This window comes from Streptomyces sp. NPDC057438 (genome assembly GCF_042802995.1).
Lineage (GTDB): Bacteria > Actinomycetota > Actinomycetes > Streptomycetales > Streptomycetaceae > Streptomyces.
Map to the genome: position 1 here is coordinate 43,640 of NZ_JBHVDD010000019.1, position 23,367 is coordinate 67,006.

Genomic DNA, 23,367 nt, shown 5'->3' on the forward strand with positions numbered 1-23,367 from the left:
CGGAGCGTCGCACCGGGCGTGGCGGGGCCGTCTCAGAGATCGACGCGCGTCCGGTCGTCGACCCGCGCCACCGCCTCCTGCGCGAACTCCGCGCGGTAGTCGCCGCGGATCTCCTCGATCTTCCGGTCGCTCGCGGCGGCCGCCGTCACCGGATACAGCAGCATCAGCTCGTACGACCGCTCCTTCTCGATCGTGCCGTGCGCGTCCCGCCACTGCCCGCGCCCCTCGCGCACGGTCAGCCCGGCCGGGAACCCGGGGGTGACCTCGCGGTCGACGAACGCCATGAACTGCTCCGCGGTGACGGCCGGACCGCCGCCCGGGCGCTCGGTGCCGAAGAACAGCCGCGTCTCGATGTACGGCAACCCGCGCGCCGGGGCGACCACGGAGCCGGTGGGCACGTCCTCGGCGAGGGCGGCGTACGCGGCCGGGGCGCCGACGGCCAGCAGGCAGACGGCGACCCCGAGGGGCACGCGGGTACGGGTGGGGCTGGAGTGCTGGGTCATGCGTTCAGCTCTAGCGGGGTCACCCGCTCCGGATCCGTCGGCCGCGCCGGTACCGGTCCGCGGGTGCGCCCGTACGCCCCCCGGGGCCCGCCGGGGGCGTACGGCACGCACTCCGCACGCCGGACTCACGGGGTGCGCGCGGGCTCCCGGGTGGCGGTGAGATGGGCGAAGACGACGACGTTGCTCGCGTACCCCTTCCGCCGGTCGTAGGTGCCGCCGCAGGTGATCAGGCGCAGCTCGGGCCGGCCGCGGTGCCCGTACACCTTCTTGCTGGGGAAGCGGCTCTTGTCGTACGTCCGCACGGCGTCCACGGTGTAGACGGCCGTGCGGCCGTCGGCCCGCAGGACCTCCACGATCCGCCCGGGCTTGATCACGTCCAGCGCGGCGAAGACGGCCGGACCGGTCCGGGTGTCCCGGTGGCCGACGACGACCGCCGTGCCGGGCCCACCGGGAGCGGGCCCCTGGACGTACCAGCCGACCAGCGTGGGCTTGTCGTCCGGCGGCGCGGGAAGCCGCCGCCGGCCGTCGAGGCGGAGCCCGGTCACCGGTGCCTCGATGCCGAGGTACGGGATGGTGACGGTCTTCGCCGGGGAGGGCGGCAGCGTACGGGGCCGGGCGGGCCGCTTCGGCACGGCCGGTCCGGTGGTGGGGGCGGACGGCGCCGCCTCGGCGGGAGCCCGGCTCACCCGCCCGGCCGGGGGCGTGCGCCCGCCGGGCTCGGCGCCACGGCCGGGTGCCGAGGCCGGGGGCGCGGTGCGGGCGGGCGCGGCGGACGACGGGGTGCGCGCGGGCTCGCCCGGTGGAGGGGGCGTGAAGTACAGGGACGCCTGGGCTCCGGGCGCCCCGGAGAGGGCCTCGGCGGCCGTCGCCCGCTCCCTGTGCTCCGCCAGGTGGACGCCGCCCGCCACCAGCGCGACGGTCATCACGACCGTCCGCACCAGGCGGTAGGCGCGCGTCCGGTACCAGGGCCTCGGCCGGCGTCTACGCGGCGCCATCGGCGCGGCGACGGCGCAGCCGCAGGTAGGCCACCCCGCCGACCGCGGCGAGGCCCACGGCGGCCGCGCCCCCGACCGGCGCGAAGTCCTGGGTCAGGGCGAGACCCCCGGCGCCCGCCGGGACGGCGCCCTCGGGACCGGCGAGACCGGGGGGCGGGCAGTTGACGTTGATGCTCCTGCGCCCTTCCTCCAGCGTGCCGCCGATGGTCCGCCAGGTCAGCACGTACTCCCCGTCGGGAAGCCGCGCCGCGTTCTCCGGTGCCACGGGCGTGCTGTGTCCGGTGCCGTCGGCCGCGAGGGTGATCTCGCCCGTGGCGACGGGGTCGGTGCGCGGGGCGGGGGGCTGGTTGTCGATGGTCCAGCTGATGCGCTGCGACGGCGTGGGGTCCGCCGGGAAGTTGAAGGCGGAGAGATAGAAGTCGCAGACCAGCGGCTGGTTGCGCTGGTTGTCGAACGGGAAGCCCACCTTGTGGATCACGACGTCGGGGTCGCCCGGGGCGGCGACGGCGGCCGGTGCCGTGATCAGGCTGGCTCCCGTGACGGTGAGTGCCGCGAGGACGGTGGCGGCACTCGCGCGCACTCCGGCGGGACGCGGGCGGGACGAGGTGGGCATGCAGAACCTCCGAGTCAGACGATTTTCACACAAATCGTTCTTTCGCCTGACTCTCTGTCACATCACACGGGGCACGGGAGGAGCCGCGCCCGACACCCCGTCAGATGTCCCCCTTCCGGCCCAGGCGGGCACCGAACCGGGCAGCCTTCCCCTACTTCTTCTCGCCCGCCCCTGCCTCCGGCCTCTTCTCCTCGCCCGATCCGGTCTCCGGCCCCCTCTCCTCACCCGGCCCTGCCTCCGGCTCGCCGCTCGCCCCCGGCCGGGCCGGTGAACGCAGGGCGATGCCCGCCGACACCAGCAGCAGCGCGCCGAGCATCACGAACGGCGCGGCCACGCCGGCGACTCCGGCGACCAGACCGGCGGCGGCGGGCGCCCCGGCCTGCCCGAGCCGGTTCCCCGTCAGCCGCAGCGCGAGGGCGGTGGAGCGGGCCTCGTCCGGCGCGGCCTGCACCACCGTCGTCATGGACAGCGGCTGTCCGACCCCGAGGCAGAACCCGAGCGCGGCGAGGATCAGAGCCAGCGCCCACACCGGTACCGGTAGCGCGATCCCGGCGCACAGCACGGCCCCGAGCACACAGGTGACGGTGAGCAGGGCGGTCCGGCCGAGCAGGCGCAGCATCGGCGTCATCACCAGACGGCACGCGATGGTCGCCGCCGCCCGCAGGCTGAGCAGGACACCGATCACCGAGGGTGCGATACCCCGGTGCTCACCGACCACCGGCAGATACGCGGTGAGGACGTCGGTCGCCGACAGTACGGCGAGGCTGATGAAGATGCCGCCCGGCACGCCCCGGGTGCGCAGGATGCGGTGCACCGGCACCCTGTCCCCCCGCCCGGTACGGGACGTGGGCTCCACCGGGCGCTCTATCCGCCACAGCGAGGTGAACGCGACCGCGGCCCCGGCACCCGCGACCACCAGCGCCAGGGCGCTGGTGCGGGCCATGTCCGAGCCGCCGATCAGGGCGCCCGCGGCGATCGGGCCGACCAACTGGCCGAGGGAGGCGCCGATGGTGAAGTGACCGAAGTTGCGGTCGTGTTCGTGCGGCGCGGACTGGCGGGCCACCAGCGACTGGGCGCCGATCACGAAAGAGAGGTGGCCGAGACCCATCACCCCGCTCCACACGGCCATCGCCGGCAGCGAGTTCGCCAAGCCGCTCAGGACGCAGCCGCCGGCTATGAGCACGACGCCGACGGGCAGCAGGGGCGCGCACCGGCCGTGGTCGGTCCTGCGGCCGAGCGGCACCGCGGCGAACAGCGGGAGCAGGGCGTAGACCCCCGCGATCACACCGACGGCGCGCTCGTCGGCGCCCAGCGCGAGGGCCCGGTAGGACACGGCGGGCCGGGCCATCGACACCGCCCCCTGCGCGAAGCCGAAGGCGATGACGAGGCGGAGCAGCCAGCCGCGGTTCCTGCCGGGCCTCACGATGCGGTTCCTCCTGGGGACGTTCACGCCGGTGCGGGCGAACTACGCACCGGCGCGGGGGAGTCGGGTTGTGGAGAAGCGGACTCCCGGGTTCAGATGATGCCGAACAGCACACCGGCGCCGAGGATGATGAGAGAGGTCGCCGCCGCCCACTTCACCACGAACTTCGTGTGGTCGCCGAACTCGACCTTGGCCATGCCGACGAGCACGTACACGGCCGGCACCAGCGGGCTGGACATGTGCAGCGGCTGGCCGACGAGGGAGGCGCGGGCGATCTCCAGCGGCGAGACCCCGTGGGCGGCACCCGCCTCGGCGAGGACCGGGAGGACACCGAAGTAGAAGCCGTCGTTGGACATGAAGTAGGTGAGCGGCAGGCTCAGGAAGCCGGTGACGAGGGCCATGTGCGGGCCCATGCCGCCCGGGATGCCGTCGACGATCCACTTGGCCATCGAGTCGACCATGCCGGTGCCCTGGAGGACGCCGGTGAAGACGGCGGCGGCGAAGACCATGCCGGAGACGTTGAGGACGTTGTCGGCGTGGGCGGCCAGCCGGTCCTTCTGGTCCGGGACGTGGGGGAAGTTGACCGTCAGGGCGAGCGCGGCGCCGAGCAGGAAGAGGACCGGGATCGGCAGCCACTCCATGATCATGGCGGTGAGCAGCGCGACCGTGAGAAGCGCGTTGAACCAGTACAGCTTGGGGCGCAGCGTCGGGCGGTTGGGGTCCAGGCCCTGGAGGCGGACGTCGTCGGCTTCGTCGTCGTCGCCGTCCGCGTCGGTGCCGGAACCCGCGCCGCCGGAGGTCTTCGCCGTACGGACCTTGTCGTCGCCGGAGCCGGAGCCCGCGGCGGAGGTGCCGGCGCCGACGAGCACGCTCTCCTCGGAGCCGGACGTCTCCTCGTCCTTGACGATCTTCTCCTGCTCCAGCACCTCGTCGAGGCTCAGCACGCCGAGGCGCCTGCGTTCCCGCAGGCCGAGGAAGTAGGCGAGGATGAAGACGAAGAGAAGGCCGACGAGCAGCGCGGGGATCATCGGGACGAAGATGTCGGCGGCGTCGAGCTTGAGCGCGGTGGCGGCGCGGGCCGTCGGGCCGCCCCAGGGCAGCGTGTTCATCACGCCGTTGGCGGTGGCGGCGACACCGGTCATCACGACCAGGCTCATCTTCAGGCGCTTGTAGAGCGGGTACATCGCCGAGACGGTGATCATGAAGGTCGTCGAGCCGTCGCCGTCGAGGGAGACGATCGCGGCGAGCAGGGCCGTGCCGACGACGATGCGCAGCGGGTCGGCCTTGCAGAACTTCAGGATGCCCCGGACGATCGGGTCGAAGAGACCGACGTCGATCATCAGGCCGAAGTAGACGATGGCGAACATCAGCATCGCGGCGGTGGGCGCGAGGTTGCCCACCCCCTCGATGACGTAGTCGCCCAGATGGGCTCCCTTTCCGACGAAGACGCAGAAGAGCGCGGGGATCAGTACGAGTGCCGCGATCGGCGACATCTTCTTCATCATGATCAGGACCAGGAAGGTCGCGATCATGGCGAAGCCGAGGATGGTCAGCATGTGGATACCTAACGTTCGCCCTTGAACTCCCACCAGGGCACCGGCGGTGCGACGACGTTAGGGCGGCTCCACAAGCGTTAACAAGACGTTGACATGCGAGCAATAAGAGCAGAACTCCTGGTCACAGCGTTGCACCTGCTCGGGCGGTGACAGGGGCCAGCTCCACGGGGACGCCGTTGAGGACCGCGTTGCCCGACAGCGGGTCGAGCTGGGAGCCGTCGAGGAGCTGGTTGACGTTGACCCCGGGGTCGATCGCCGCGTGGCTCATCCGGGTGCCCGGACGGTCGTGTCCCCAGCCGTGCGGAAGGCTCACGACACCCCGTCGTACGACGTCGGTGACCTCGACGGGAGCGGTGACCTCTCCCCCGGCGCCCTTGATCCGAACGGCGTCGCCGTCACCGATGCCGAGGCGGTCGGCGTCGTCCGGGTGGATGTGCAGGGTGCAGCGGTTGGAGCCGCCGGTGAGGGCGGGGATGTTGTGCAGCCAGCTGTTGTTGGACCGCAGATGGCGGCGGCCGATGAGGACGAGACCGGCCGGGCGCTCCCGCAGGGCCGTGCGGAGCCTCGGCAGATCGTCGACGATCGGCTGCGGCAGCAGCTCCACCTTGCCGCTGACCGTCTTCAGCGGCTGCGGCAGTCGCGGCCGCAGCGGACCGAGGTCGATGCCGTGCGGGTGGGCGAGGAGCTTGTCCAGCGTCAGCCCGTCCGGCTCCGCGCCGAAGCCCTCGCCGTACGGGCCGAGGCGCAGCATCATGTCGAGGCGGCGCTCGGGGCCGCTGTCGCCGGTGAGCAGGCCGGCGAGTTCCTTCGGGTCGCGGCCGTGGACGGGTGAGTGGGCCTCCTTGACGGCCTTGCCCAGGGTCTGGCCGATGACCAGGTCGTCCACGGCGGAGGGGTCGGCGCCGTGCATGCCGGTGGCGGCGAGGACGAGGCGGGCGAGGATCTCCGTCTCGGCCATGCGGCCGTCCTCCAGGGGGACGGCGGCACGGTTGTAGCGGACCTGGTTGTGCACGGCGAAGGAGTTGAAGGCGAAGTCGTAGTGCGGGGCCTGGGAGGGCGGGGGCGGCGGCAGGACGACGTCGGCGTGGCGGGCGGTCTCGCCCAGGTAGGGGTCGACGCTGACCATGAAGTCCAGGGAGTCGAGGGCCTTGTCGAGGCGGTCGCCGTCGGGTGCGGAGAGGACGGGGTTGGCGGCGATCGTGATGAGGGCGCGGACCGGGGTGCCCTCGGGAGTGGCGGTGTCGATCTCCTCGGCGAGCGCGGACAGCGGCAGTTCGCCCTTCGCCTCCGGGTGGCCGCTGACCCGGCTGCGCCAGCGGCCCAGCGCGAAGCCGCGGCCCGGTCCGGCGGGCCGGGTCGGCTTGTCGGTCGCGGACCGCGGGAAGAGGGCGCCGCCGGGCCGGTCGAGGTTGCCGGTGAGGATGTTGAGCACGTCGACGAGCCAGCTGGCGAGGGTGCCGTGCGGGACGGTGCAGCTGCCGATGCGGCCGTACACGGCGGCGGTGGGCGCGGCGGCCAGTTCGCGGGCGAGCGCGCGGATGGTCCCGGCGTCGACGTCACAGGCCGCCGCGACGGCTTCGGGGGTGAACTCCGCTACGGCGGAGGCCAGTTCCTCGACCCCGAGCACCAGCGGGGCGAGGTCGCCGAGGCCGACGAGCCCCTCCTCGAAGAGGACCTGCGCCATCGCCGCGAGCAGCAGCGCGTCCGTGCCGGGGCGGATCGCCACGTGCCGGTCGGCGAGCCTGGCCGTACGGGTCGTGCGCGGGTCGACGACGGTGAGGGTGCCGCCGCGTGCCTTGAGGGCCTTGAGCTTGCCGGGGAAGTCGGGGGCGGTGCACAGACTGCCGTTGGATTCCAGCGGGTTGGCGCCGAGGAGCAGCAGGTGGTCGGTGCGGTCCAGGTCGGGGACGGGGATGGCGTTGGCGTCGCCGTAGAGCAGTCCGCTGGAGACGTGCTTGGGCATCTGGTCGACCGTGGAGGCGCTGAACAGGCTCCGGGTGCCGAGGCCGGCGATGAGGGCGGGCGGGTAGAGGGCGCCGGCCATCGTGTGGACGTTCGGGTTGCCGAGGACGATGCCGACGGCGTTGGGGCCGTGGGCCTCGACGACGGGCCGGAGCCCCGCCGCGACGGCGTCGAACGCCTCCTGCCAGGTGGCCTCGCGCAGTTCGCCGTCCTCGCGGACCAGCGGGGTGCGCAGCCGGTCGGGGTCCGCGTCGGCGGCACCGAACGAGGCGCCCTTCGGGCAGATGAACCCCTTGCTGAACACGTCGTCCCGGTCGCCGCGGGCCTTGGTCACCCGCGTGCCCTCGATGGTGAGGGTGAGCCCGCAGGTCGCCTCGCAGAGTGGACAGACGCGCAGGGCGGTGCGGGAGTCGGTGGTGGTGGACACGGGTCCTCCCGAAGGGACGGCGGCGACGGTGACGCTCGGACAGGGGCGGCGGGCGGTGAGGCCCGCGGCACCGAGGCCGAGCATACCGACCGGTATGCACCGAGGGGAGGCCCTTCGGGGTCCTGTCGAGAATCCGCGAGGCCGCCGCCCTCGGTGCCGGGCCCCTACCGCCCGCGGCCGGAGGGAGGCGGGCCGGACGACCCTGGCCCACGGTCCGCGCCGGGCACGGGGCCCTCCGGGCGGGGCCGGTCGGGGGCGAGCGGGTCGGACCGTCGGGCCGTCAGGCCGTCGGGCCGGCACGCGAGCGGTCGATCCGGGACGCGCAGACGAGCGGTCGGGCCGTCGGGCCGGCACGCGAGCGGTCGATCCGGGACGCGCAGACGAGCGGTCGGGCCGTCGGGCCGGCGCACCAGCGGTCGATCCGGGACGCGCAGGCGAGCCGGCAGGCCGTCGGGCGGGCACGCGAGCCGTCGGTCGGGCGGGCCGGCACGCCAGCGGCTGGTGCGGCACGGGCGCGAGACCGTCAGTCCAGCACGCGCGCCAGATACGCCCGCAGCAGCGCCCGCATCTCCTCGATGATCCGCGGATCGCCCTGCGGGGCCACCCGGAAGGCCAGGTGGACGAGGGTGTCGGCGGTCTCGACGGCGATGAGGAACGTGCGGCGGAGGTCTTCGTCGGGGGTGCGGTCGATGAAGGCGGAGAGCAGGTCGGACAGCCGGTCGGCGACGAGGTGGTTGGGTTCCTGCCGGCTGCCGCCGACCGGGATCTGGTTGCCGAAGTCGATGAGCGCGAAGCCGGGGGCGTTGCGCTTCATGTCGAGGTACTCGTCGAGGACCGCGTCCATCGCGGTGCGCCAGTCCCGGCCGCCCGTCGCCCGCAGGCGGCGGGTGACCCGGTCGGTGAAGCGGTCCAGGTTGCGTTCGGCGAGCGCGTCGGCCATCGCGCGCTTGTTGCCGAAGAAGCGGTAGACGGAGCCGATGGGCACACCCGCGCGCAGCGCCACCGCGCGGGTGCTCAACGCGTCGTAGCCCACCTCGTCGAGGAGCTCGGCACACGCGTCGAGGATCCTGGTCAGTCGTTCGGCACTGCGCCGCTGCACGGGTGCGCGGCGCAGGGAGGTCGCCTGGGACACGGGCTTCATGATGCCTTCCGCCTAGGTCCGATGAGCTGTCCGAATATCAGTACGGCCGGTACCGCCGCTCCCGCTCAGCGGCGCACGGGTGAGCGGCGGACATCCGCACGTCCACCGCCTTCCGGGAGAGTAGAGCACCGCACTGACAGGACGGATCCCCCGGCGATCCGGTTCTCCCTCTCCGCCCGATGCACCCGATCCGCCGACGCACACAGGCGTCCGGTTGCCACCCGGTCCCCTTGCGCCCGCCCCGATGGAATCCTACGGTGAAGCATAGGAATCGAGGACGGCGAGGGAGCAGGCATGAGCGGGGACGTGAGGAAGACGGCCGAGGGACTGGAGTACCTCTCCGGTTTCGGCAACGAGCACGCCTCGGAGGCGGTCCCGGGCGCACTGCCGCACGGCCGCAACTCCCCGCAGCGCGCCCCGCTCGGGCTCTACGCGGAGCAGCTCAGCGGCACCGCGTTCACCGAGCCGAGGTCCCACAACCGCCGTTCCTGGCTCTACCGCATCCGCCCCTCGGCCGCCCATCCCGCCTTCACCCGCACGGACAACGGCACCCTGCGCACGGCCCCGTTCACGGAGACGGTCCCCGACCCCAACCGCCTGCGCTGGAACCCCCTCCCGGAGCCCCCGGCCGGGACCGACTTCCTCGCCGGCCTGTGGACCCTCGGCGGCAACGGCGACGCCGCGCAGCGCACGGGCATGGCCGTGCACCTGTACCACGCCGATTCCGCGATGGAGCGGGTGTTCAGCGACGCGGACGGCGAACTCCTGATCGTCCCGGAGCGCGGCGGCCTCCTCCTGCGCACCGAGTTCGGGCTGCTGCACGCCGAGCCCGGCGAGATCGCCCTGATCCCGCGGGGCGTCCGCTTCCGCGTCGACCTCCTCGACGCCTCCGCCCGCGGCTATGTCTGCGAGAACTTCGGCGCTCCCTTCCGCCTCCCCGACCTCGGCCCGATCGGCGCCAACGGTCTGGCGAACGCCCGCGACTTCCGGGCGCCGGTGGCCGCGTACGAGGACGTCGAGGGCCCGGTGGAGGTGGTGAACAAGTACTGCGGCAACCTCTGGACGGCCACCTACGACCACTCCCCCCTCGACGTGGTCGCCTGGCACGGCAACTACACGCCGTACGTCTACGACCTGCGCCGTTTCAACGTCATCGGGACGATCTCGTACGACCACCCGGATCCGTCGATCTTCACGGTGCTGACGTCGCCGACCGACACCCCCGGTCTGGCCGGGGTGGACTTCGTCGTCTTCGCGCCGCGCTGGCTGGTCGGCGAGGACACGTTCCGGCCGCCGTACTTCCACCGGAACGTGATGAGCGAGTACATGGGGCTGATCGAGGGCGCGTACGACGCGAAGGCAGCCGGAAAAGGAGGGTTCGTGCCCGGCGGCGGTTCGCTGCACACGATGATGTCCGCGCACGGGCCGGACCGGGAGACCTTCGACCGGGCGAGCGCGGCGGAGCTGGAGCCGCAGCGGGTCGACGACGGTCTCGCCTTCATGTTCGAGACGCGCTGGCCGATCCTCGTGACCGCGCAGGCGGCCCGCGCGGAGCACCTGCAGCGGGGGTACGACGACGTGTGGTCCGGGCTGCGGCGCCACTTCGGCCCGTTGCACTGAACGTGTCCCGCCGGGTACGGATAGCGTCGTGACCTCATTCGCTCCGGACTCGATCGTCCTGAACCGCAAACTGCCGCTCTGGTATCAGGTCTCGCAGTCCCTGCGCGCCTCGATACTCGGCCGGTCGCCCCGGGACCCCCTGCGGCTGCCGACCGAGGAGCAGCTGGCCGGGCACTACGGGGTGAGCGTGCTGACCATGCGGCAGGCGCTGAAGGAGCTGGAGGACGAGGGGCTGATCACCCGGCACCGCCGGCGCGGCACGTTCATCGAGCCGAGCGCCCGGCGGGGTTCGCCCGTGCGCCTGCTCGGTTCGGTGGATGCGATCGTGGCCCAGCAGTCGGGCATGACGACCGAGCTGCTGGACCAGGGCAGCGCCCCCCTGTCGGGTGAACTCGCCGACTACTTCCCGGACTTGACCGAGGTCGCCACGTACCACCGGCTGCGCGGTGACGAGAAGACGGGCGAGCCCACCAACCACGCCCGCAACTACGTCCGTCCCGAGCTGGCCGCCCGCATCGACCGCGACGACCTGCTCCGCTGGCCGATGACGAAGGTCCTGCGCGATGTCGTGGGCGTGGCCATCGGCCGGATCACCGACACCGTCGAGGCGCGCATCGCCGACCCGGAGACGGCCCGCCTCCTCCAGGTCCCGCTGCTCAGCCCGATCCTCCACTACACGGGTGTCACCTACGACGACACCGGCCGCGTCCTCGACGTGGCGGTCATCCACTACCGCGGCGACCGCTTCTCGTTCACGGTCACCCTCGACGCCCACTGACCCGGAGGACCAGGTCGTACGATGCCCAGCGTGACGCTCGACGACACTCCGCTCCTCGCGGACCTCATGCCGTGGTCGGTCGCACCGCCACGGCTGGGCCGGGGGTGGCCGGCGGCCCCGGACGCGGCATCCTTGAAGGCCCGCTGGGACGCGCTGATGAAGGCGGAGGGCCCGGACCGCGAGGCCCTGTTCGTCCCCACCCGTTCCCGGACCCCGGCCTCGGCCGTGGCCCAGCTGCCGGGCCGGTCCGGCGGCACCGGCCGGCTGGCCCGGGAGTCGGGGCCCTGCGCCGAGCCGGTCCGGGTCCTCGCCGCCCCGTTCGACGAACAGTGGCTCCTCCCCGACCACCGGCTGATCGACGCCGCCCGCCCCGAGCTGTGGCGGGTGGCGGACGAGCGGCAGGTCTTCGTGGTCGAGCAGACGGCCGCCCCGGACGCGCCCGGCCCCCCACTCCTCGCGTCGGCCGTCCTCCCGCTCGCCCCGCCGCACGGCCCCCGCGCAGGCCGCGTCCGTCCGCTGTACCGCCGCCCGGGGGCCGTCGAGCCGAACCTCGCACCGGGCCTGCCGGAGTACCTCGGCGAGCGCCTGGGCACCGGCCCCGTCGGTCCCGTCGACGTCCTCGCCTGGATCCTGGCCGTCGCGCGCTCCGGCCCGCACGGCGTCGGGGTTCCGCTGCCCACCGAACCGGACGTCTGGTCCCGTGGCGTGGAGCTGGGCCGGCGGACCCTGTGGCTGATGCGCCGCGACGGCGACCGGCCCAAGCTGCCCGGCGGCCGCCGCCCGTACGTGCGCGCACCGCTGCCCGCCCGGCCGGTCGAGATCCGCTACGACCGTGACGAGGAGACCCTCTTCGTCGACGAGGGCCGCATCTCCCCCGTCCCGTCCACGGCCTGGGACCTCCATGTCGGCGGTGTCCGCGTGCTGGAGGCGTGGCTGGCCCGCAGGACGGAAGAGGCGGAGCCGGGCACGCTGGAGGCGATCCGCCCGGCGACCTGGCCGCAGACCTGGACGTCGGAGCTGCTGGAGCTGGTCACGGTGCTGGCACTGCTGGCGGAAGCCCGCCCCGCTGCGGACGAGTTGACGGTCGGCCGCCCGATCACGGCGGGAGACCTGCGCGAGGCCGGCGTACTCCCGGTCCCGGAGCCGTCCCGCAGGCCTGCCTCGGTCCTGGACCACCGGGAGGAGGGCCCGGAGGGCCAGTTCACACTGCTGTAGACCTCAGGGTGCGAACGAATCCAGGACCCTGCCCACCATCCGATCGAACACGGCCTCCAGATCGATCGGCCCCGGGTCCTCCGTGAACGCCGCGGCGAGTCGGGGATAGGCCCCGCTCGCGATCTGCGCCCCGAGATACGCGATCCGGATCTCGTTCTCCCGGTCCTCCGACCACGGCAGTGACCGCACCCGCTCGGCCGTCGCCAGCTCGTTCGCCACATAGGTCGTCACGCACCCGTTCAGCATGCCCAGGAGCTGCATCTTCGTCCCGTAGGGCGCGTCGAGCGGGTCCATGCAGGCGAGGCAGTGCTCCAGGTAGCGCATCGCGTGGGGGCTGAACCCGTAGACCGGCGACATCAGCCGGGGCATCCACGGGTGCCGGCGCAGCAGGTCACGCGTCTGGTACGCCACCCGCCGCATCTCGGCCCGCCAGTCCTCGCCGGGCTCCCACAGCTCGTGCTCGCCGCCGACCGCGTCGACCATCAGCTCGTACAGGTCCTCCTTGCGGGGGACGTAGTTGTACAGCGACATCGTGCCGCAGCCCAGTTCGGCCGCGACGTGCCGCATGGACACCGCGTCGAGGCCGCCCGCATCGGCGAGCCGGACCGCGACCGCCGCGATGTCCGCGCGGGTGAACGCGGGTCGGGGGCCCCGGCCGGTGCGCTCGGGACGCGCCCAGATCACAGCGGGTTCGTCCGCTCGGCCAGCCATCGATCATCACCTCGGTCACCATCCTAGTTACGTACGGCGTACGTAGTGCGCTATGGTCACCCCATGACAACTACGTACACTGTACTTAGTGAGGGTCTGGAGAAGCGTTTCGGAGACGTCCACGCCGTGCGCGGCCTCGATCTGGCCGTGGCGGAGGGCACGGTGGTCGGGATGCTCGGCCCGAACGGGGCGGGCAAGACGACGGCAGTCCGGCTGCTGGCGACGCTGTTGCGGCCGGACGCGGGCTCGGCACGGATCGCGGGTCACGACCTGGTGCGGGAGCCGGGCGCGGTCCGGCGGGCGATCGGCGTGACGGGGCAGTACGCGTCGGTGGACGGCGATCTGACCGGGCGGCAGAACCTGCGGCTGTTCGCGCGGCTGCACCGCGTCCGCGACACGGCGGGCCGCGCGGGCGACCTCCTCGACCGCTTCGGGCTGACGGAGGCCGCCGACCGGCCGGCCTCCACCTACTCGGGCGGTATGCGCCGCCGGCTCGATCTGGCGGTCAGTCTGATCCGGCGTCCGGCGGTGCTCTTCCTCGACGAGCCCACCACCGGGCTGGACCCGGCCAGCCGCAACCGGATCCGGGACGCCGTGCGCGACCTGAAGGAGGAGGGGACGACCGTGCTGCTCACCACGCAGTACCTGGAGGAGGCCGACCAGCTGGCCGACCGGATCGTGCTGATGGACCGGGGCCGGATCGCGCACAGCGGCTCACCGCCCGAGCTCAAGGCGCTCGTCGGCTCGTACGCGGAGGTCGTCGTCGCCCACGCGGGCGCGATGGCCGGGGCGGCGGCCGTCCTCGACCGACTCACCGCGGCGCGGCCCTCGTTCGACGACGAGCGGCGCGCGGTGGGCGTGGTCACCCTCGACCCGACGCTCACGCTCCCCCGCCTGGTGCGTGAACTCGACGCGGCGGGCGTGCCGTTGCTGGACGCCGGCCTGCGCCCGCCGACCCTCGACGACGTGTTCCTCCGTCTCACGCAGGGCTCCGGCGCGGACCGCGCCGAGGGCTCCGCCGGCCTCAAGGGGCGTGCCGCGTGAACGCGTTGGCGTACGACGGCACGGCGATGCTGGGCCGGCAGCTGCGGCGGCTGCGGAACAACCCGGGGCTGCTGATCCTCACCCAGACCATGCCCGTGTCGATGCTGCTGTTCTTCGGCTATGTCTTCGGCAGCGCGCTCGCGGTGCCGGGCGAGGAGTACCGGCGCTTCCTGGTGCCCGGTCTGCTGGTGGCGACGGCGGCCGGCGGGATCATGACCGGCATGTTCGAGGCCGCCCGGGACACGCACCGGGGCGTGATGGACCGCTTCCGCGCCCTGCCGATGAGCCGGGCCGCCGTGCCGCTCGGGCAGGCGCTGGCCGACGTGCTCGTCACGGCCGCCGGGTCCGCGCTGTTCCTGCTGGTCGGGCTCGCGGTGGGCTGGCGTGTGGAGGGGGGCGCGCTCGCGGCGGTGGGGGCGTTCGGGCTGTTGCTGCTGTTCCGCTTCGCCGCCGTGTGGACGGGCATCTTCCTGGGCCTGCTGACCCGCAACGAGGAGGCGGCCGGGCAGCTGGGCGGCGCGACGTTCCTGCTGCCGCTGCTGTCCACCGCGTACATCCCGGCCGAGGGCCTGCCCGGCCGGCTGCGCACGGCCGCCGAGTGGAACCCGATCAGCGCGGTCGCCACGGCCCTGCGCGATCTCTTCGGCAACGCGCCCGTCCCCGAGGGCGCCGCCTGGCCGGTGGCCCATCCCGTCGCCGGGTCGCTGCTGTGGTGCGGCGTCCTGCTCGCGGTGTTCGTGCCGCTCACGGTCCGCACCTACGCGGCCGGTCCCCGGGGCACGTGAGACTCGGCACGCCCTGATGACAACGGCGTCCCGGCGGGGTCATGATCCACGGCATGCGCCCACTCCCCCGCACCGGCGATCCGCTGCCCCTCGACGGCATCACCGTCGTCGCCGTCGAACAGGCCGTCGCCGCCCCCTTCGCCACCCGGCAGCTCGCCGACCTCGGGGCGCGGGTGATCAAGGTCGAACGGGTGGACGGCGGCGACTTCGCCCGCGGTTACGACACCGCCGCACGGGGCCTGGCCTCGCACTTCGTGTGGTGCAACCGGGGCAAGGAGTCGCTGGCGCTGGACCTGAAGGACCCGCGCGGCCTGGCCGTCGTCACGCGACTGGTGGCGGACGCGGACGTGTTCGTGCAGAACCTCGCGCAGGGCGCGGCGGCCCGGCTCGGTCTGGACGCGGCCACGCTGTGCGCCGCGCACCCCCGGCTGGTCGCGGTGGACATCTCGGGCTACGGGGCGTCGGGGCCGTACGCGGACAAGCGGGCGTACGACATGCTCGTGCAGTGCGAGGCCGGTCTGGTGTCGGTGACGGGGACACCGGAGCAGCCGGTGAAGGCGGGCATCCCGGCGGCGGACATCGCCGCCGGGATGTACGCGTTCTCGGGCGTGCTGGCGGCGCTCGTCCGGCGGGGGACGACCGGGCGGGGCGGGCCGGTGGAGGTGTCGATGCTGGAGGCGCTGGCCGAGTGGATGGGGCATCCGCTGCACCACACCCTGCACGGCGGGACCGCGCCGGCGCGCACGGGGCTCGGGCACGCGGTGATCGCGCCGTACGACGCCTACGCGACGGCGGACGGCGGCCGGGTGCTGCTGTCGGTGCAGAACGACCGGGAGTGGCGGCGGCTCGCCGAACGGGTGCTGGGGCGGCCGGAGTTGGCCGACGATCCGGCGTTCGCGACGAATCCGGCGCGGGTCCGGCGCCGGGAGCGTACCGACGAACTGGTCGCGACGGCGCTCGGGGAGCTGGACACGGTCACGGCGCTGGAGCGGCTGGAGGCGGCGGGGATCGCCTGTGCGCGGCTGAGGGACGTCACGGAGGTGGCGGAGCATCCGCAGCTGGCGGCGCGGGACCGGTGGCGGGACGTGGCGTCACCGGTGGGGCCGCTCAGGGCACTGCTGCCGCCCATCACGCTGCCGGGCGGGGACGAGGCGCGGATGGGAGCGGTGCCCGCGCTCGGGGAGCACACCGGGTCGCTGCTCCGTGCCGCGGGGATGACGGACGAAGAGATCGCAGCGTTGCGCCGGGACGGTGTGGTCGCCTGAACGCGGGCCTCCTGCGGAAAAGCCCTTGAGGTGCGGGAAGGTGCTAGCGGCTGCCGAACAGCGAGCGGCGCAGCCTCTTCAGGGGTGCGAACAGCGAGACCCTGCCGACGCGCGTGTCCTTGCGGCTGCTGCGCTCCTGTGGGGAACGTGACGTCAGCTCGCGCATCAGCGAGGTCGCCTCGGCGGCCTCACGCTGCGGCACGGCGGGGCCGCTCAGCACCGAGAGATGGCGGTCGAGCCGCGAACTGGTCGCGGTGCTCCCGCATGTGACCGCAGGGACTCGCGCCCTGCGCACTGCTATCTGTTCCATGTCACTCCCCACCCGTACGAGTCCACCCGGCCCGGGCAGCGTAACCATATCGCCCCGTTGGAGCACTCGGGAATCACGGCCCCGCTATTCCTCTACCCCGCAAGGAGGTTGTTGACTACTCTCCGAATCCAACCGATTCCAGGGCGAGTTGGACAACTGGCTGGCCGGTGGGCTGCGCTGATCCTCCGTCGGGTTCGACGGTCACGGCGAGTGACGTCGCGTCGGTGTTCATTCCGTCGGCGACCAAGGGCGTGTCGCCGACGAAGAGACCCAGGGAGCGTGGTTGCACGTCGGGGCGCATGAGCCAGAGCTGGTGCACCCGGTTCTTCGGCAGGTTCTCGAATCCGCTGAGGGTCACGATCGCGCTCCCCTCCTCCGCGGAAGCGATCACTCCGATCGCATGCCCCTCCGTGTCCCGGTCGCTGCTCGCGCGGACGTCCGGCGCGGCGAGAACGTGGGCGATCTCACTGGCCCGTGCCCGCTCGGAGGCCAGTTCGTCCCGGGAGCGGTCGGCCTGGACGGCGAAGAGGGAGGCCACCACGAGCGCGGCGGCGGCGGTGACGGTGGCCAGCGGAACGAGCCAAGAGCGCAGACGGGGCGCACGGGCGCGCGACTTCGGCGGCGGCTCGGTGCCCCACACATGTCGCGGCAGATGCTGCGGCCGCGAGGGCTGCGCGCTCCAGGAACGGTACTCCTGGGGCGTGTTGCGTACGGCGGCGAAGACCCGGTCGCGCAGCGCCGCCGGCGCCGGGGCGGCCGTGGACCAGGCGAGGCGGACGGCGTCCTCGGACAGGGCGCGCACCTCGGCGGGACAGCGGTCGCAGCCCTCCAGGTGCTTCTCGAAGCGTCGCCGTTCGTCGGGCTCCAGGGCGTCGAGCGCGTAGGGAGCGGCGAGCGAGTGGAGATCCTCGCGTCGGAAGAGGCTCATGCCGCGCCTCCCCTCGGCCCACACGCCCGGCGGGCCGCGCGGGTGCGCGGACCCCCGGATCCCACGCGGCGGATCAGGGCGCTCATGCGACTCCTCCCAGGCATTCGCGCAGCCGAGTGAGTCCGTCGCGCATACGGGTCTTGACCGTGCCGAGCGGGCAGGAGAGCCGCTCGGCCACTTCACGGTAGGTGTAGCCGTCGTAGTAGGCGAGGGTGACGGACTCGCGCTGGAGGGTGGTCAGCCTGTCGAGGCAGTGGCGCACCCACTGGCGTTCGAGGCCGGCCTCGACCTCCTCGGCGACCTGGTCGAAGGCGGGGTGGTGGTGGCGCCGTCCCTCGCGCTGCTCGCGTTCGGTGGCGGCACGGGCGCTGCGCACCCGGTCCACCGCCCGCCGGTGCGCGAGGGTGAGTATCCAGGACAGGGCGCTGCCCCGGGCCGGATCGAACCGGCCCGCGGAACGCCAGAGTTCGAGCAGCACCTCCTGAGCCACCTCCTCCGACTGCGCGGGGTCGCGTACGACGCGGCGGACCAGCCCGAAGACCGGGCCGGACACCACTGCGTACAGCTCCTCGAACGCCCGTTGGTCGCCCCCGGCCACCCGGACCAGAAGCTTGTCCGCCTCCACACGCTCCCCCTCGTCTCCGGCCGAGCACGGCCATCCCCGCGCGTAAGGCATTCGCAACCGACCCACCTCCGGATGGGGGTACGGATCGGACTGCCCAAAACGCGGGTCTCCGGTCGACCGATCCGAACATCGGATCAACGAATCGTGCTCTCCGCTGAGACAACCTTTCAAACGCTCCGTAAGAACGTTTGGGATTCGACCAATCCACCCTGCCGACCGCTCCGAATGGCGTTCGTCAGGCAAGTTGGGACAGAGGACGGACGGCATGACGACACCTACTTCCAGGAGCGGCTCGGGACGGCGGAGCATCGCGTCCCTCATCTGTGCTTCGCTGGCCGCCGGAGGGCTCGCAGCCGCCGGCGTGACCGTGCTGGAGCCGGGGGCCGCCTCCGCCTCCAGCCACCGCGAGGCTCCGCTGATCTCGGGGCAGCCCCAGTTCGACAACACCGACGTCTACGCCTTCGTCAGCCCCGACAAGCCGGACACGACGACGGTCATCGCGAACTGGATCCCCTTCGAGGAGCCCGCGGGCGGACCGAACTTCTTCACCTTCTCCGAGGACGCGCAGTACGACATCCGCGTCGACCAGGACGGCGACGCGCGGGAAGACCTGGTCTTCCGGTACACGTTCGACACGAAGACGAAGAACGACAAGACCTTCCTGTACAACACGGGCGTCGTGGAGAGCCTCGACGACCCGGACCTCAACATCACGCAGACCTACGACATCGATCTCTTCAAGCTGAAGAACCGCCGCGTGGTCTCCAAGACGAAGCTCGCGGACGACGTGTGGGTGGCGCCGTCCAACGTCGGCAAGGCGTCGATGCCGAACTTCAGGAAGCTGCGCGACGAGGCGGTCTACAAGACGGCGAGCGGGGTGACGACGTACGCCGGCCAGGCCGACGACCCGTTCTTCCTGGACCTGCGCGTCTTCGACCTGCTGTACGGCGGCGACCTCTCCGAGGTCGGGCGGGACACCCTCAAGGGCTACAACGTCAACTCGATCGCCCTGCAGGTCCCGAGCGCCGCGCTCGTGCAGTCCAAGGACCAGCCGATCGTCGGTATCTGGTCGACGACCCAGCGGGTGGGGGCCGACGGCCAGTACCGCCAGGTCTCGCGCCTCGGCATGCCGCTGGTGAACGAGGTCGTCAACCCCATCGGGGACAAGGACAAGTTCAACGCGTCCTCGCCGTCGGACGACGCCCAGTTCCTGAAGAACGTCACCGAGCCGGAGCTGCCCAAGCTCATCGAGGCGATCTACAAGATCCCCGCGCCCAAGGAGCCGCGCAACGACCTCGTCGACGTCTTCCTCAAGGGTGTCGAGGGCCTCAACCAGCCGCCGCGCGTGACCCCGTCGGAGCAGCTGCGCCTCAACACCTCCATCAAGCCCACCAAGAAGCCGAAGCGGCTCGGTGTGCTGGACGGCGACAACCAGGGCTTCCCGAACGGACGCCGGCTCACCGACGACGTGATCGACATCGCGCTGCAGGTCGTCGAGGGCGAACTCGTCGACGCACCCAACGACCTGGGTGACGCGGTGAACAAGAACGACAAGAAGTTCGGCCACTCCTTCCCGTACGTCGGTCTGCCGACGGCCGGTTCGCGTGGCAAGACCGTCAAGGGCAACACCACCAACAGCGTCCGCAGCGCGATCGGCACCGGTGTCGAGGGCGGCAGCGACGACACCACGCTGATCGCCGCCTCGGCGGGCGCCGGCGCGGCCGGTGTCCTGCTCGTCGGCGGCGGCCTGCTGTGGTGGCGCCGCCGGAACGACCGCGCCTACTACTAGGCCGGACCGGCCGGGCCCTCCCCCAGGGGGCCCGGCCACCGAGGCCGGCGCGGCCCGCCCGTATCCATCCCCCACGGTGCGGGCCGCGCCCCACGATCACGAACACCGCGCCCGGCAAGGATGTTGAGGAGAGGGCATGTCCCCGCGTACGAACGACAGCGCGTCGCAGGACGGGCGTCCGCGTCCCGGCGAAGGGGCTCCCGAGGCCGACGCCGGCGACCGCTGCGCGTCCGCCTCCGCCGCCGGACCCGACGGGTCCTGCCCGGACGTGTCCTCTCCTGACCTGTCCTCCGCCGGCGTCTCCCCTTCCGGTGTCACCGCGGCCGGCTCCGAGTCCGACGCCGCCTCGGCCGACCTCTCGGCGTCCGGCTCCGAGCCGGACGCCGCCTCGGCCGGTGCCACCCCGGCCGACGCCGAGGCCCGCACCGCCGCGTCCGTTCCGGCCCCCGCGGCCGAGCCCGAGTCGGCGCCCGTCGGTTCCGGGCGCGGGCGTCGGCCCGAGTCCGCCCGGCGGCGGGCGGCGCGGCTCACCGCCTGCGCGGCCGCGCTGGCCGTCGCGTTCACCGGGTTCGCCGTGGCGCTGGGGGCCAAGGACGACGACCGGGCGACGGTGGCCGTGTCGACCTCGCCGGGAGTCTCGGCCGCCCAGCTCTCCCACGGCGACCTGGACACGGGCGTCAAGCAGCTCCAGGCCCACCTCAGGCAACAGCCCAAGGACTTCGGCTCCTGGTCCACTCTCGGCCTCGCCTACGTCGAGCAGGCCCGCGTCAAGGGCGACTCCTCCCGCTACCCCCAGGCGGAGAAGGCCCTGCGGCGCTCGCTGAAGCTGCGGCCGGACAACGACCCGGCGCTCGCGGGCCTCGCCGCCCTCGCCGCCGCCCGCCACGAGTTCGGCGACGCGCTGCGGTACGCGGACCGGGCCCTCAAGGAGAACCCGTACAGCGAGCGGGCGTTGTGCAGCCGCGTCGACGCCCTGGTGGAACTGGGCCGCTACGACGACGCGCTGAAGGCCGTGAAGCTCGCCGACACCCGCCGCCCCGGCATCCCGGTGTTCACCCGGTACGCCTACGTCCACGAGCTGCGCGGCGATGTGAAGACCGCCCGCCGTGTGCTGAACCTGGCCCTGGACTCGGCGGCCGGCCGGGGCGACATCGCCTACGTGGCCACCCAGCTCGGCCAGCTCTCCTGGCGGCAGGGCGACTACAAGGCGGCGCTCGCCCACTACGCGCGCGCCCTCGGCGCCGACGACACCTACCTTCCCGCCCTGGAGGGCCGCGCCCGCGCGCAGGCCGCGAGCGGCGACACCGCGGAGGCGATCCGCGGCCTGGAGCAGGTCGTGGCCGCCTATCCGCTGCCGGGACCGCTCGTCGTCCTCGGCGAGCTGTACGAGGCGAAGGGCGACCGCGCCAAGGCGGGCGACCAGTACGCGCTGGTCGACGCCTACACCGCCATCGCCCGGTCCTACGGCGTCAACGCCGACCTCGACACCGCGCTCGCCGCCGCCGACCACGGTGACCGCAAGGCCGCGCTCAAGGCCGCCGAGGCCGAGTGGAAGCGCCGCGAGACGGTCCACACCGCGGACGCCCTCGCCTGGGCGCTGCACGTCAACGGCCGCGACGACGAGGCCCTGCCGTACGCCCGCCGCGCCACCGCCACCGGCTACCGGGACGCGACGTTCCTGTACCACCGGGGCATGGTCGAGAACGCGGCCGGCGACAAGAAGGCGGCCAGGGCCTCGCTGAAGGAGGCGCTCGGCCTCAACGCCGGTTTCTCACCGCTCGGCGCGGCACAGGCCCGTAAGACCCTGAAGTCCCTGGAGTCCGCCAAGTGACCACTCCCCGGCGCCTGTTCGCCTCCGGCACGGCGGTCTTCCTGGCCGCCTGCGCACTCGTCCTCGTCCCCACCGGGACGGCGAGCGCGCACCCGCTCGGCAACTTCACCGTCAACCGGTACGACGGTCTGGTCGCCACCCCCGGGCAGCTGAGGATCCTCCACGTCGAGGACCTCGCGGAGATCCCGGCGACCCAGGCCGCGCCCGCCATCGAGCGGCAGGGCGTGCGCGACTGGGCCCGGGAGCGGTGCGAGAAGGCCGCCGAGGGCAGCGAGGTCACCGTCGACGGGAGCGCCGTCGACCTGGCGCTCGGGTCGAGCCGGGCCGAGGAACGGCCCGGCCAGGCGGGGCTGAAGACACTGCGCGTGGAGTGCCGGCTGACGGCCGCGCTGCCCGACCGGGCCGCCGACGTACGCTTCCACGCGGCCGTCGACTCCGGGCCCGGGTGGCGCGAGGTCACCGCGCAGGGCGACCGGACGACCCTGACCGGGTCGGACGTGCCCGAGGAGTCGGTCTCGAAGCGGCTCACGAGCTACCCGGAGGAGTTGCTGCAGTCGCCGGAGGACACGGCGACGGCCTCCCTCCAGGTGAAGCCGGGCGGACCGGCGCTGGCCGAGCAGCGGGGCGACGCGCCCGGCGCCTCGATCCTCCCGCGGGGCGCGGACCGCTGGACCAGGGCCCTGGACGACCTGGTCTCCAGCCACGACCTCACCCTCGGCTTCGGCGCCCTGGCCTTCGGCATCGCCATGTTCCTGGGCGCCATGCACGCGCTCGGCCCGGGTCACGGCAAGACCCTGATGGCCGCGACGGCCGCAGCCCGCGACCGGGCCCGGATGCGCGACGTGCTGCCCATGGCCGCGTCCGTGACGGTCACCCACACCCTGGGCGTCGTCGCCCTCGGCCTGCTCGTCCTCGCGGGCTCCGCCGCCGCCCCGTCCGTGATCACCTGGCTGGGCATCGCCAGCGGCCTGTTCGTGATGGGCGCGGGGGTGACGCTCGCCCGACGCGCCTGGCTGAACCGCAAGCTGACGCTCACGCACGCGAAGGCCCACGGCCACGGCCACACGCACGATCACGGCCATGACCACGGCCATGACCACGAGCACGAGCCCGACCACGGCCATGACCACGAGCACGGTCACGAGCACTCCCACGGCCATGGCGACGGCGACTCCCACACGCACACCCACGCGCCCGAGCCTGACCGCGAACTCGTCCTCGCCCAGGCCTCCCCGTCACCCACCCACGCGCACGCCCACGCGTCGGTCGCGCCCCACACCCACGAACACACGCCGGCCGAGACACACACCCACAGCCACGGCACCGACCACAAGCACACCCACGGTCACGACCATGACCACGGGCACGACCACTCGCACAGCCACGATCACACCCACACGCACGACCACGACCACACCCCCGACCAGAAGCGCTCCCTCTTCGGCGGTGGCGTCACGCACACCCACGGCGGCTTCACCCACACCCACCCCACCGCCCCCACCCTGCGCGGCACGATCCTGCTCGGCTTCGCGGGCGGCATGGTGCCGAGCCCGTCGGCCGTCGTCGTCCTGGTCGGCGCGGCGGCGCTGGGCAAGGCGTGGTTCGGGCTGCTGCTCGTGGTGGCGTACGGCATCGGGCTGGCCCTCACGCTGACGGCGGCCGGGTACGCCGTCGTGAAGGCGGGCGGCTGGGTGACGCGGGTGATGGACCGGGGCGAGGGCAGGCTCGGCGGGCCGACGGCCGCGCTGGTGCGCAGGACCGTGCCGCTGGCTTCGGCCCTGCTGGTTGTCGCCCTGGGGGCTGGTTTGGTGTTCAGGGGGGCAACATCCGCCCTAGGCTGAGCTAC

Annotated in this window: 20 protein-coding genes; 9 read left to right on the forward strand and 11 right to left on the reverse strand. The window is 73.1% G+C overall.

Annotated features, from left to right (window positions below):
- Positions 1-32 precede the first annotated feature (32 nt).
- The 7 genes from ACFU5F_RS13740 to ACFU5F_RS13770 all read right to left on the reverse strand — a co-directional run bounded on the left by ACFU5F_RS13740 (position 33) and on the right by ACFU5F_RS13770 (position 8,620).
- Positions 33-503: a DUF3574 domain-containing protein gene (locus ACFU5F_RS13740; RefSeq protein WP_383886429.1), complete on the reverse strand. Its 471-nt coding sequence runs from the start codon at positions 501-503 to the stop codon at positions 33-35.
- Positions 504-628: 125 nt separating this feature from the next.
- Positions 629-1,426 carry a class F sortase gene (locus ACFU5F_RS13745; protein ID WP_383886432.1) on the reverse strand — a complete coding sequence of 266 codons (798 nt, stop codon included), beginning with the start codon at positions 1,424-1,426 and terminating at the stop codon, positions 629-631.
- Between the two features lie 58 nt (positions 1,427-1,484).
- On the reverse strand, positions 1,485-2,111 hold the full coding sequence (locus ACFU5F_RS13750; RefSeq protein WP_383886434.1) for a hypothetical protein: 627 nt from the start codon (positions 2,109-2,111) through the stop codon (positions 1,485-1,487).
- A gap of 151 nt (positions 2,112-2,262) precedes the next feature.
- A complete protein-coding gene (locus ACFU5F_RS13755; RefSeq protein ID WP_383886436.1) occupies positions 2,263-3,534 on the reverse strand; it encodes an MFS transporter in 1,272 nt (423 codons plus the stop codon).
- Positions 3,535-3,626: 92 nt separating this feature from the next.
- Entirely contained in the window at positions 3,627-5,090 is a 1,464-nt protein-coding gene (locus ACFU5F_RS13760) for a CitMHS family transporter (protein ID WP_383886439.1), read from the reverse strand.
- Positions 5,091-5,211: 121 nt separating this feature from the next.
- Positions 5,212-7,479: a molybdopterin oxidoreductase family protein gene (locus tag ACFU5F_RS13765; RefSeq protein WP_383886442.1), complete on the reverse strand. Its 2,268-nt coding sequence runs from the start codon at positions 7,477-7,479 to the stop codon at positions 5,212-5,214.
- Between the two features lie 523 nt (positions 7,480-8,002).
- A complete protein-coding gene (locus ACFU5F_RS13770; RefSeq protein WP_383886445.1) occupies positions 8,003-8,620 on the reverse strand; it encodes a TetR family transcriptional regulator in 618 nt (205 codons plus the stop codon).
- A gap of 294 nt (positions 8,621-8,914) precedes the next feature.
- Between ACFU5F_RS13770 and hmgA the strand changes: the two genes are divergently transcribed.
- From hmgA to ACFU5F_RS13785, 3 genes are read left to right on the forward strand one after another with little or no spacing between them, the layout of a single operon-like run.
- Positions 8,915-10,240, forward strand: coding sequence for a homogentisate 1,2-dioxygenase (hmgA, locus tag ACFU5F_RS13775; RefSeq protein ID WP_383886447.1), 1,326 nt, complete (start codon positions 8,915-8,917; stop codon positions 10,238-10,240).
- A gap of 28 nt (positions 10,241-10,268) precedes the next feature.
- The gene (locus ACFU5F_RS13780; RefSeq protein WP_383886450.1) at positions 10,269-11,018 is read left to right on the forward strand and encodes a GntR family transcriptional regulator; all 750 of its coding nucleotides are present in this window, start codon (positions 10,269-10,271) and stop codon (positions 11,016-11,018) included.
- A 21-nt stretch (positions 11,019-11,039) separates the two neighbouring features.
- Positions 11,040-12,233, forward strand: a complete 1,194-nt coding sequence (locus ACFU5F_RS13785; protein ID WP_383886452.1) for a type ISP restriction/modification enzyme — start codon at positions 11,040-11,042, stop codon at positions 12,231-12,233.
- A gap of 3 nt (positions 12,234-12,236) precedes the next feature.
- Here the strand turns inward: ACFU5F_RS13785 and ACFU5F_RS13790 are convergent, their stop codons facing one another.
- Complete coding sequence (locus ACFU5F_RS13790; protein WP_383886454.1) at positions 12,237-12,944, reverse strand: TetR/AcrR family transcriptional regulator; 708 nt, start codon at positions 12,942-12,944, stop codon at positions 12,237-12,239.
- Between the two features lie 63 nt (positions 12,945-13,007).
- Between ACFU5F_RS13790 and ACFU5F_RS13795 the strand changes: the two genes are divergently transcribed.
- Genes ACFU5F_RS13795 through ACFU5F_RS13805 form a run of 3 tightly spaced genes read left to right on the forward strand, consistent with a single transcriptional unit; the run spans position 13,008 to position 16,038 of the window.
- Positions 13,008-13,988: an ATP-binding cassette domain-containing protein gene (locus ACFU5F_RS13795; protein ID WP_383886457.1), complete on the forward strand. Its 981-nt coding sequence runs from the start codon at positions 13,008-13,010 to the stop codon at positions 13,986-13,988.
- Positions 13,985-14,773, forward strand: a complete 789-nt coding sequence (locus ACFU5F_RS13800) for an ABC transporter permease (RefSeq protein ID WP_383886460.1) — start codon at positions 13,985-13,987, stop codon at positions 14,771-14,773. Before ACFU5F_RS13795 ends, ACFU5F_RS13800 begins: the two co-directional genes overlap by 4 nt.
- A 41-nt stretch (positions 14,774-14,814) precedes the next feature.
- Complete coding sequence (locus ACFU5F_RS13805) at positions 14,815-16,038, forward strand: CaiB/BaiF CoA transferase family protein (protein ID WP_383886463.1); 1,224 nt, start codon at positions 14,815-14,817, stop codon at positions 16,036-16,038.
- A 43-nt stretch (positions 16,039-16,081) separates the two neighbouring features.
- Here ACFU5F_RS13805 and ACFU5F_RS13810 read toward each other — a convergent pair whose 3' ends face one another.
- The 3 genes from ACFU5F_RS13810 to ACFU5F_RS13820 form a co-directional block, all read right to left on the reverse strand.
- The gene (locus tag ACFU5F_RS13810) at positions 16,082-16,348 is read right to left on the reverse strand and encodes a hypothetical protein (RefSeq protein WP_383886466.1); all 267 of its coding nucleotides are present in this window, start codon (positions 16,346-16,348) and stop codon (positions 16,082-16,084) included.
- A 115-nt stretch (positions 16,349-16,463) separates the two neighbouring features.
- A complete protein-coding gene (locus ACFU5F_RS13815; protein ID WP_383886468.1) occupies positions 16,464-17,276 on the reverse strand; it encodes an anti-sigma factor domain-containing protein in 813 nt (270 codons plus the stop codon).
- An 82-nt stretch (positions 17,277-17,358) separates the two neighbouring features.
- Positions 17,359-17,901: a sigma-70 family RNA polymerase sigma factor gene (locus ACFU5F_RS13820; RefSeq protein ID WP_383886470.1), complete on the reverse strand. Its 543-nt coding sequence runs from the start codon at positions 17,899-17,901 to the stop codon at positions 17,359-17,361.
- A 265-nt stretch (positions 17,902-18,166) separates the two neighbouring features.
- Here ACFU5F_RS13820 and ACFU5F_RS13825 point away from each other — a divergent pair, with 265 nt between their 5' ends.
- The 3 genes from ACFU5F_RS13825 to ACFU5F_RS13835 all read left to right on the forward strand — a co-directional run bounded on the left by ACFU5F_RS13825 (position 18,167) and on the right by ACFU5F_RS13835 (position 23,362).
- Positions 18,167-19,690: a DUF4331 domain-containing protein gene (locus ACFU5F_RS13825; RefSeq protein ID WP_383886471.1), complete on the forward strand. Its 1,524-nt coding sequence runs from the start codon at positions 18,167-18,169 to the stop codon at positions 19,688-19,690.
- 136 nt (positions 19,691-19,826) lie between these two features.
- Positions 19,827-21,521 (forward strand): tetratricopeptide repeat protein, encoded by a 1,695-nt coding sequence (locus tag ACFU5F_RS13830; RefSeq protein WP_383886472.1) that lies wholly within the window; start codon positions 19,827-19,829, stop codon positions 21,519-21,521.
- Positions 21,518-23,362 carry a nickel transporter gene (locus ACFU5F_RS13835; RefSeq protein ID WP_383886475.1) on the forward strand — a complete coding sequence of 615 codons (1,845 nt, stop codon included), beginning with the start codon at positions 21,518-21,520 and terminating at the stop codon, positions 23,360-23,362. The genes ACFU5F_RS13830 and ACFU5F_RS13835 overlap by 4 nt, the downstream gene beginning before the upstream one ends.
- Positions 23,363-23,367: the final 5 nt, after the last annotated feature.

Excerpts from the sequence above, each read along its gene's own strand:
- ACFU5F_RS13795 (WP_383886457.1), top strand. The coding sequence starts at position 13,008 with ATGACAACTACGTACACTGTACTTAGTGAGGGTCTGGAGAAGCGTTTC.
- hmgA (WP_383886447.1), top strand. The coding sequence starts at position 8,915 with ATGAGCGGGGACGTGAGGAAGACGGCCGAGGGACTGGAGTACCTCTCC.
- ACFU5F_RS13745 (WP_383886432.1), bottom strand. The coding sequence starts at position 1,426 with ATGACCGTCGCGCTGGTGGCGGGCGGCGTCCACCTGGCGGAGCACAGG.
- ACFU5F_RS13810 (WP_383886466.1), bottom strand. The coding sequence starts at position 16,348 with ATGGAACAGATAGCAGTGCGCAGGGCGCGAGTCCCTGCGGTCACATGC.
- ACFU5F_RS13785 (WP_383886452.1), top strand. The coding sequence starts at position 11,040 with ATGCCCAGCGTGACGCTCGACGACACTCCGCTCCTCGCGGACCTCATG.
- ACFU5F_RS13740 (WP_383886429.1), bottom strand. The coding sequence starts at position 503 with ATGACCCAGCACTCCAGCCCCACCCGTACCCGCGTGCCCCTCGGGGTC.
- ACFU5F_RS13805 (WP_383886463.1), top strand. The coding sequence starts at position 14,815 with ATGATCCACGGCATGCGCCCACTCCCCCGCACCGGCGATCCGCTGCCC.
- ACFU5F_RS13815 (WP_383886468.1), bottom strand. The coding sequence starts at position 17,276 with ATGAGCCTCTTCCGACGCGAGGATCTCCACTCGCTCGCCGCTCCCTAC.
- ACFU5F_RS13750 (WP_383886434.1), bottom strand. The coding sequence starts at position 2,111 with ATGCCCACCTCGTCCCGCCCGCGTCCCGCCGGAGTGCGCGCGAGTGCC.
- ACFU5F_RS13790 (WP_383886454.1), bottom strand. The coding sequence starts at position 12,944 with ATGGCTGGCCGAGCGGACGAACCCGCTGTGATCTGGGCGCGTCCCGAG.
- ACFU5F_RS13825 (WP_383886471.1), top strand. The coding sequence starts at position 18,167 with ATGACGACACCTACTTCCAGGAGCGGCTCGGGACGGCGGAGCATCGCG.
- ACFU5F_RS13770 (WP_383886445.1), bottom strand. The coding sequence starts at position 8,620 with ATGAAGCCCGTGTCCCAGGCGACCTCCCTGCGCCGCGCACCCGTGCAG.
- ACFU5F_RS13830 (WP_383886472.1), top strand. The coding sequence starts at position 19,827 with ATGTCCCCGCGTACGAACGACAGCGCGTCGCAGGACGGGCGTCCGCGT.
- ACFU5F_RS13760 (WP_383886439.1), bottom strand. The coding sequence starts at position 5,090 with ATGCTGACCATCCTCGGCTTCGCCATGATCGCGACCTTCCTGGTCCTG.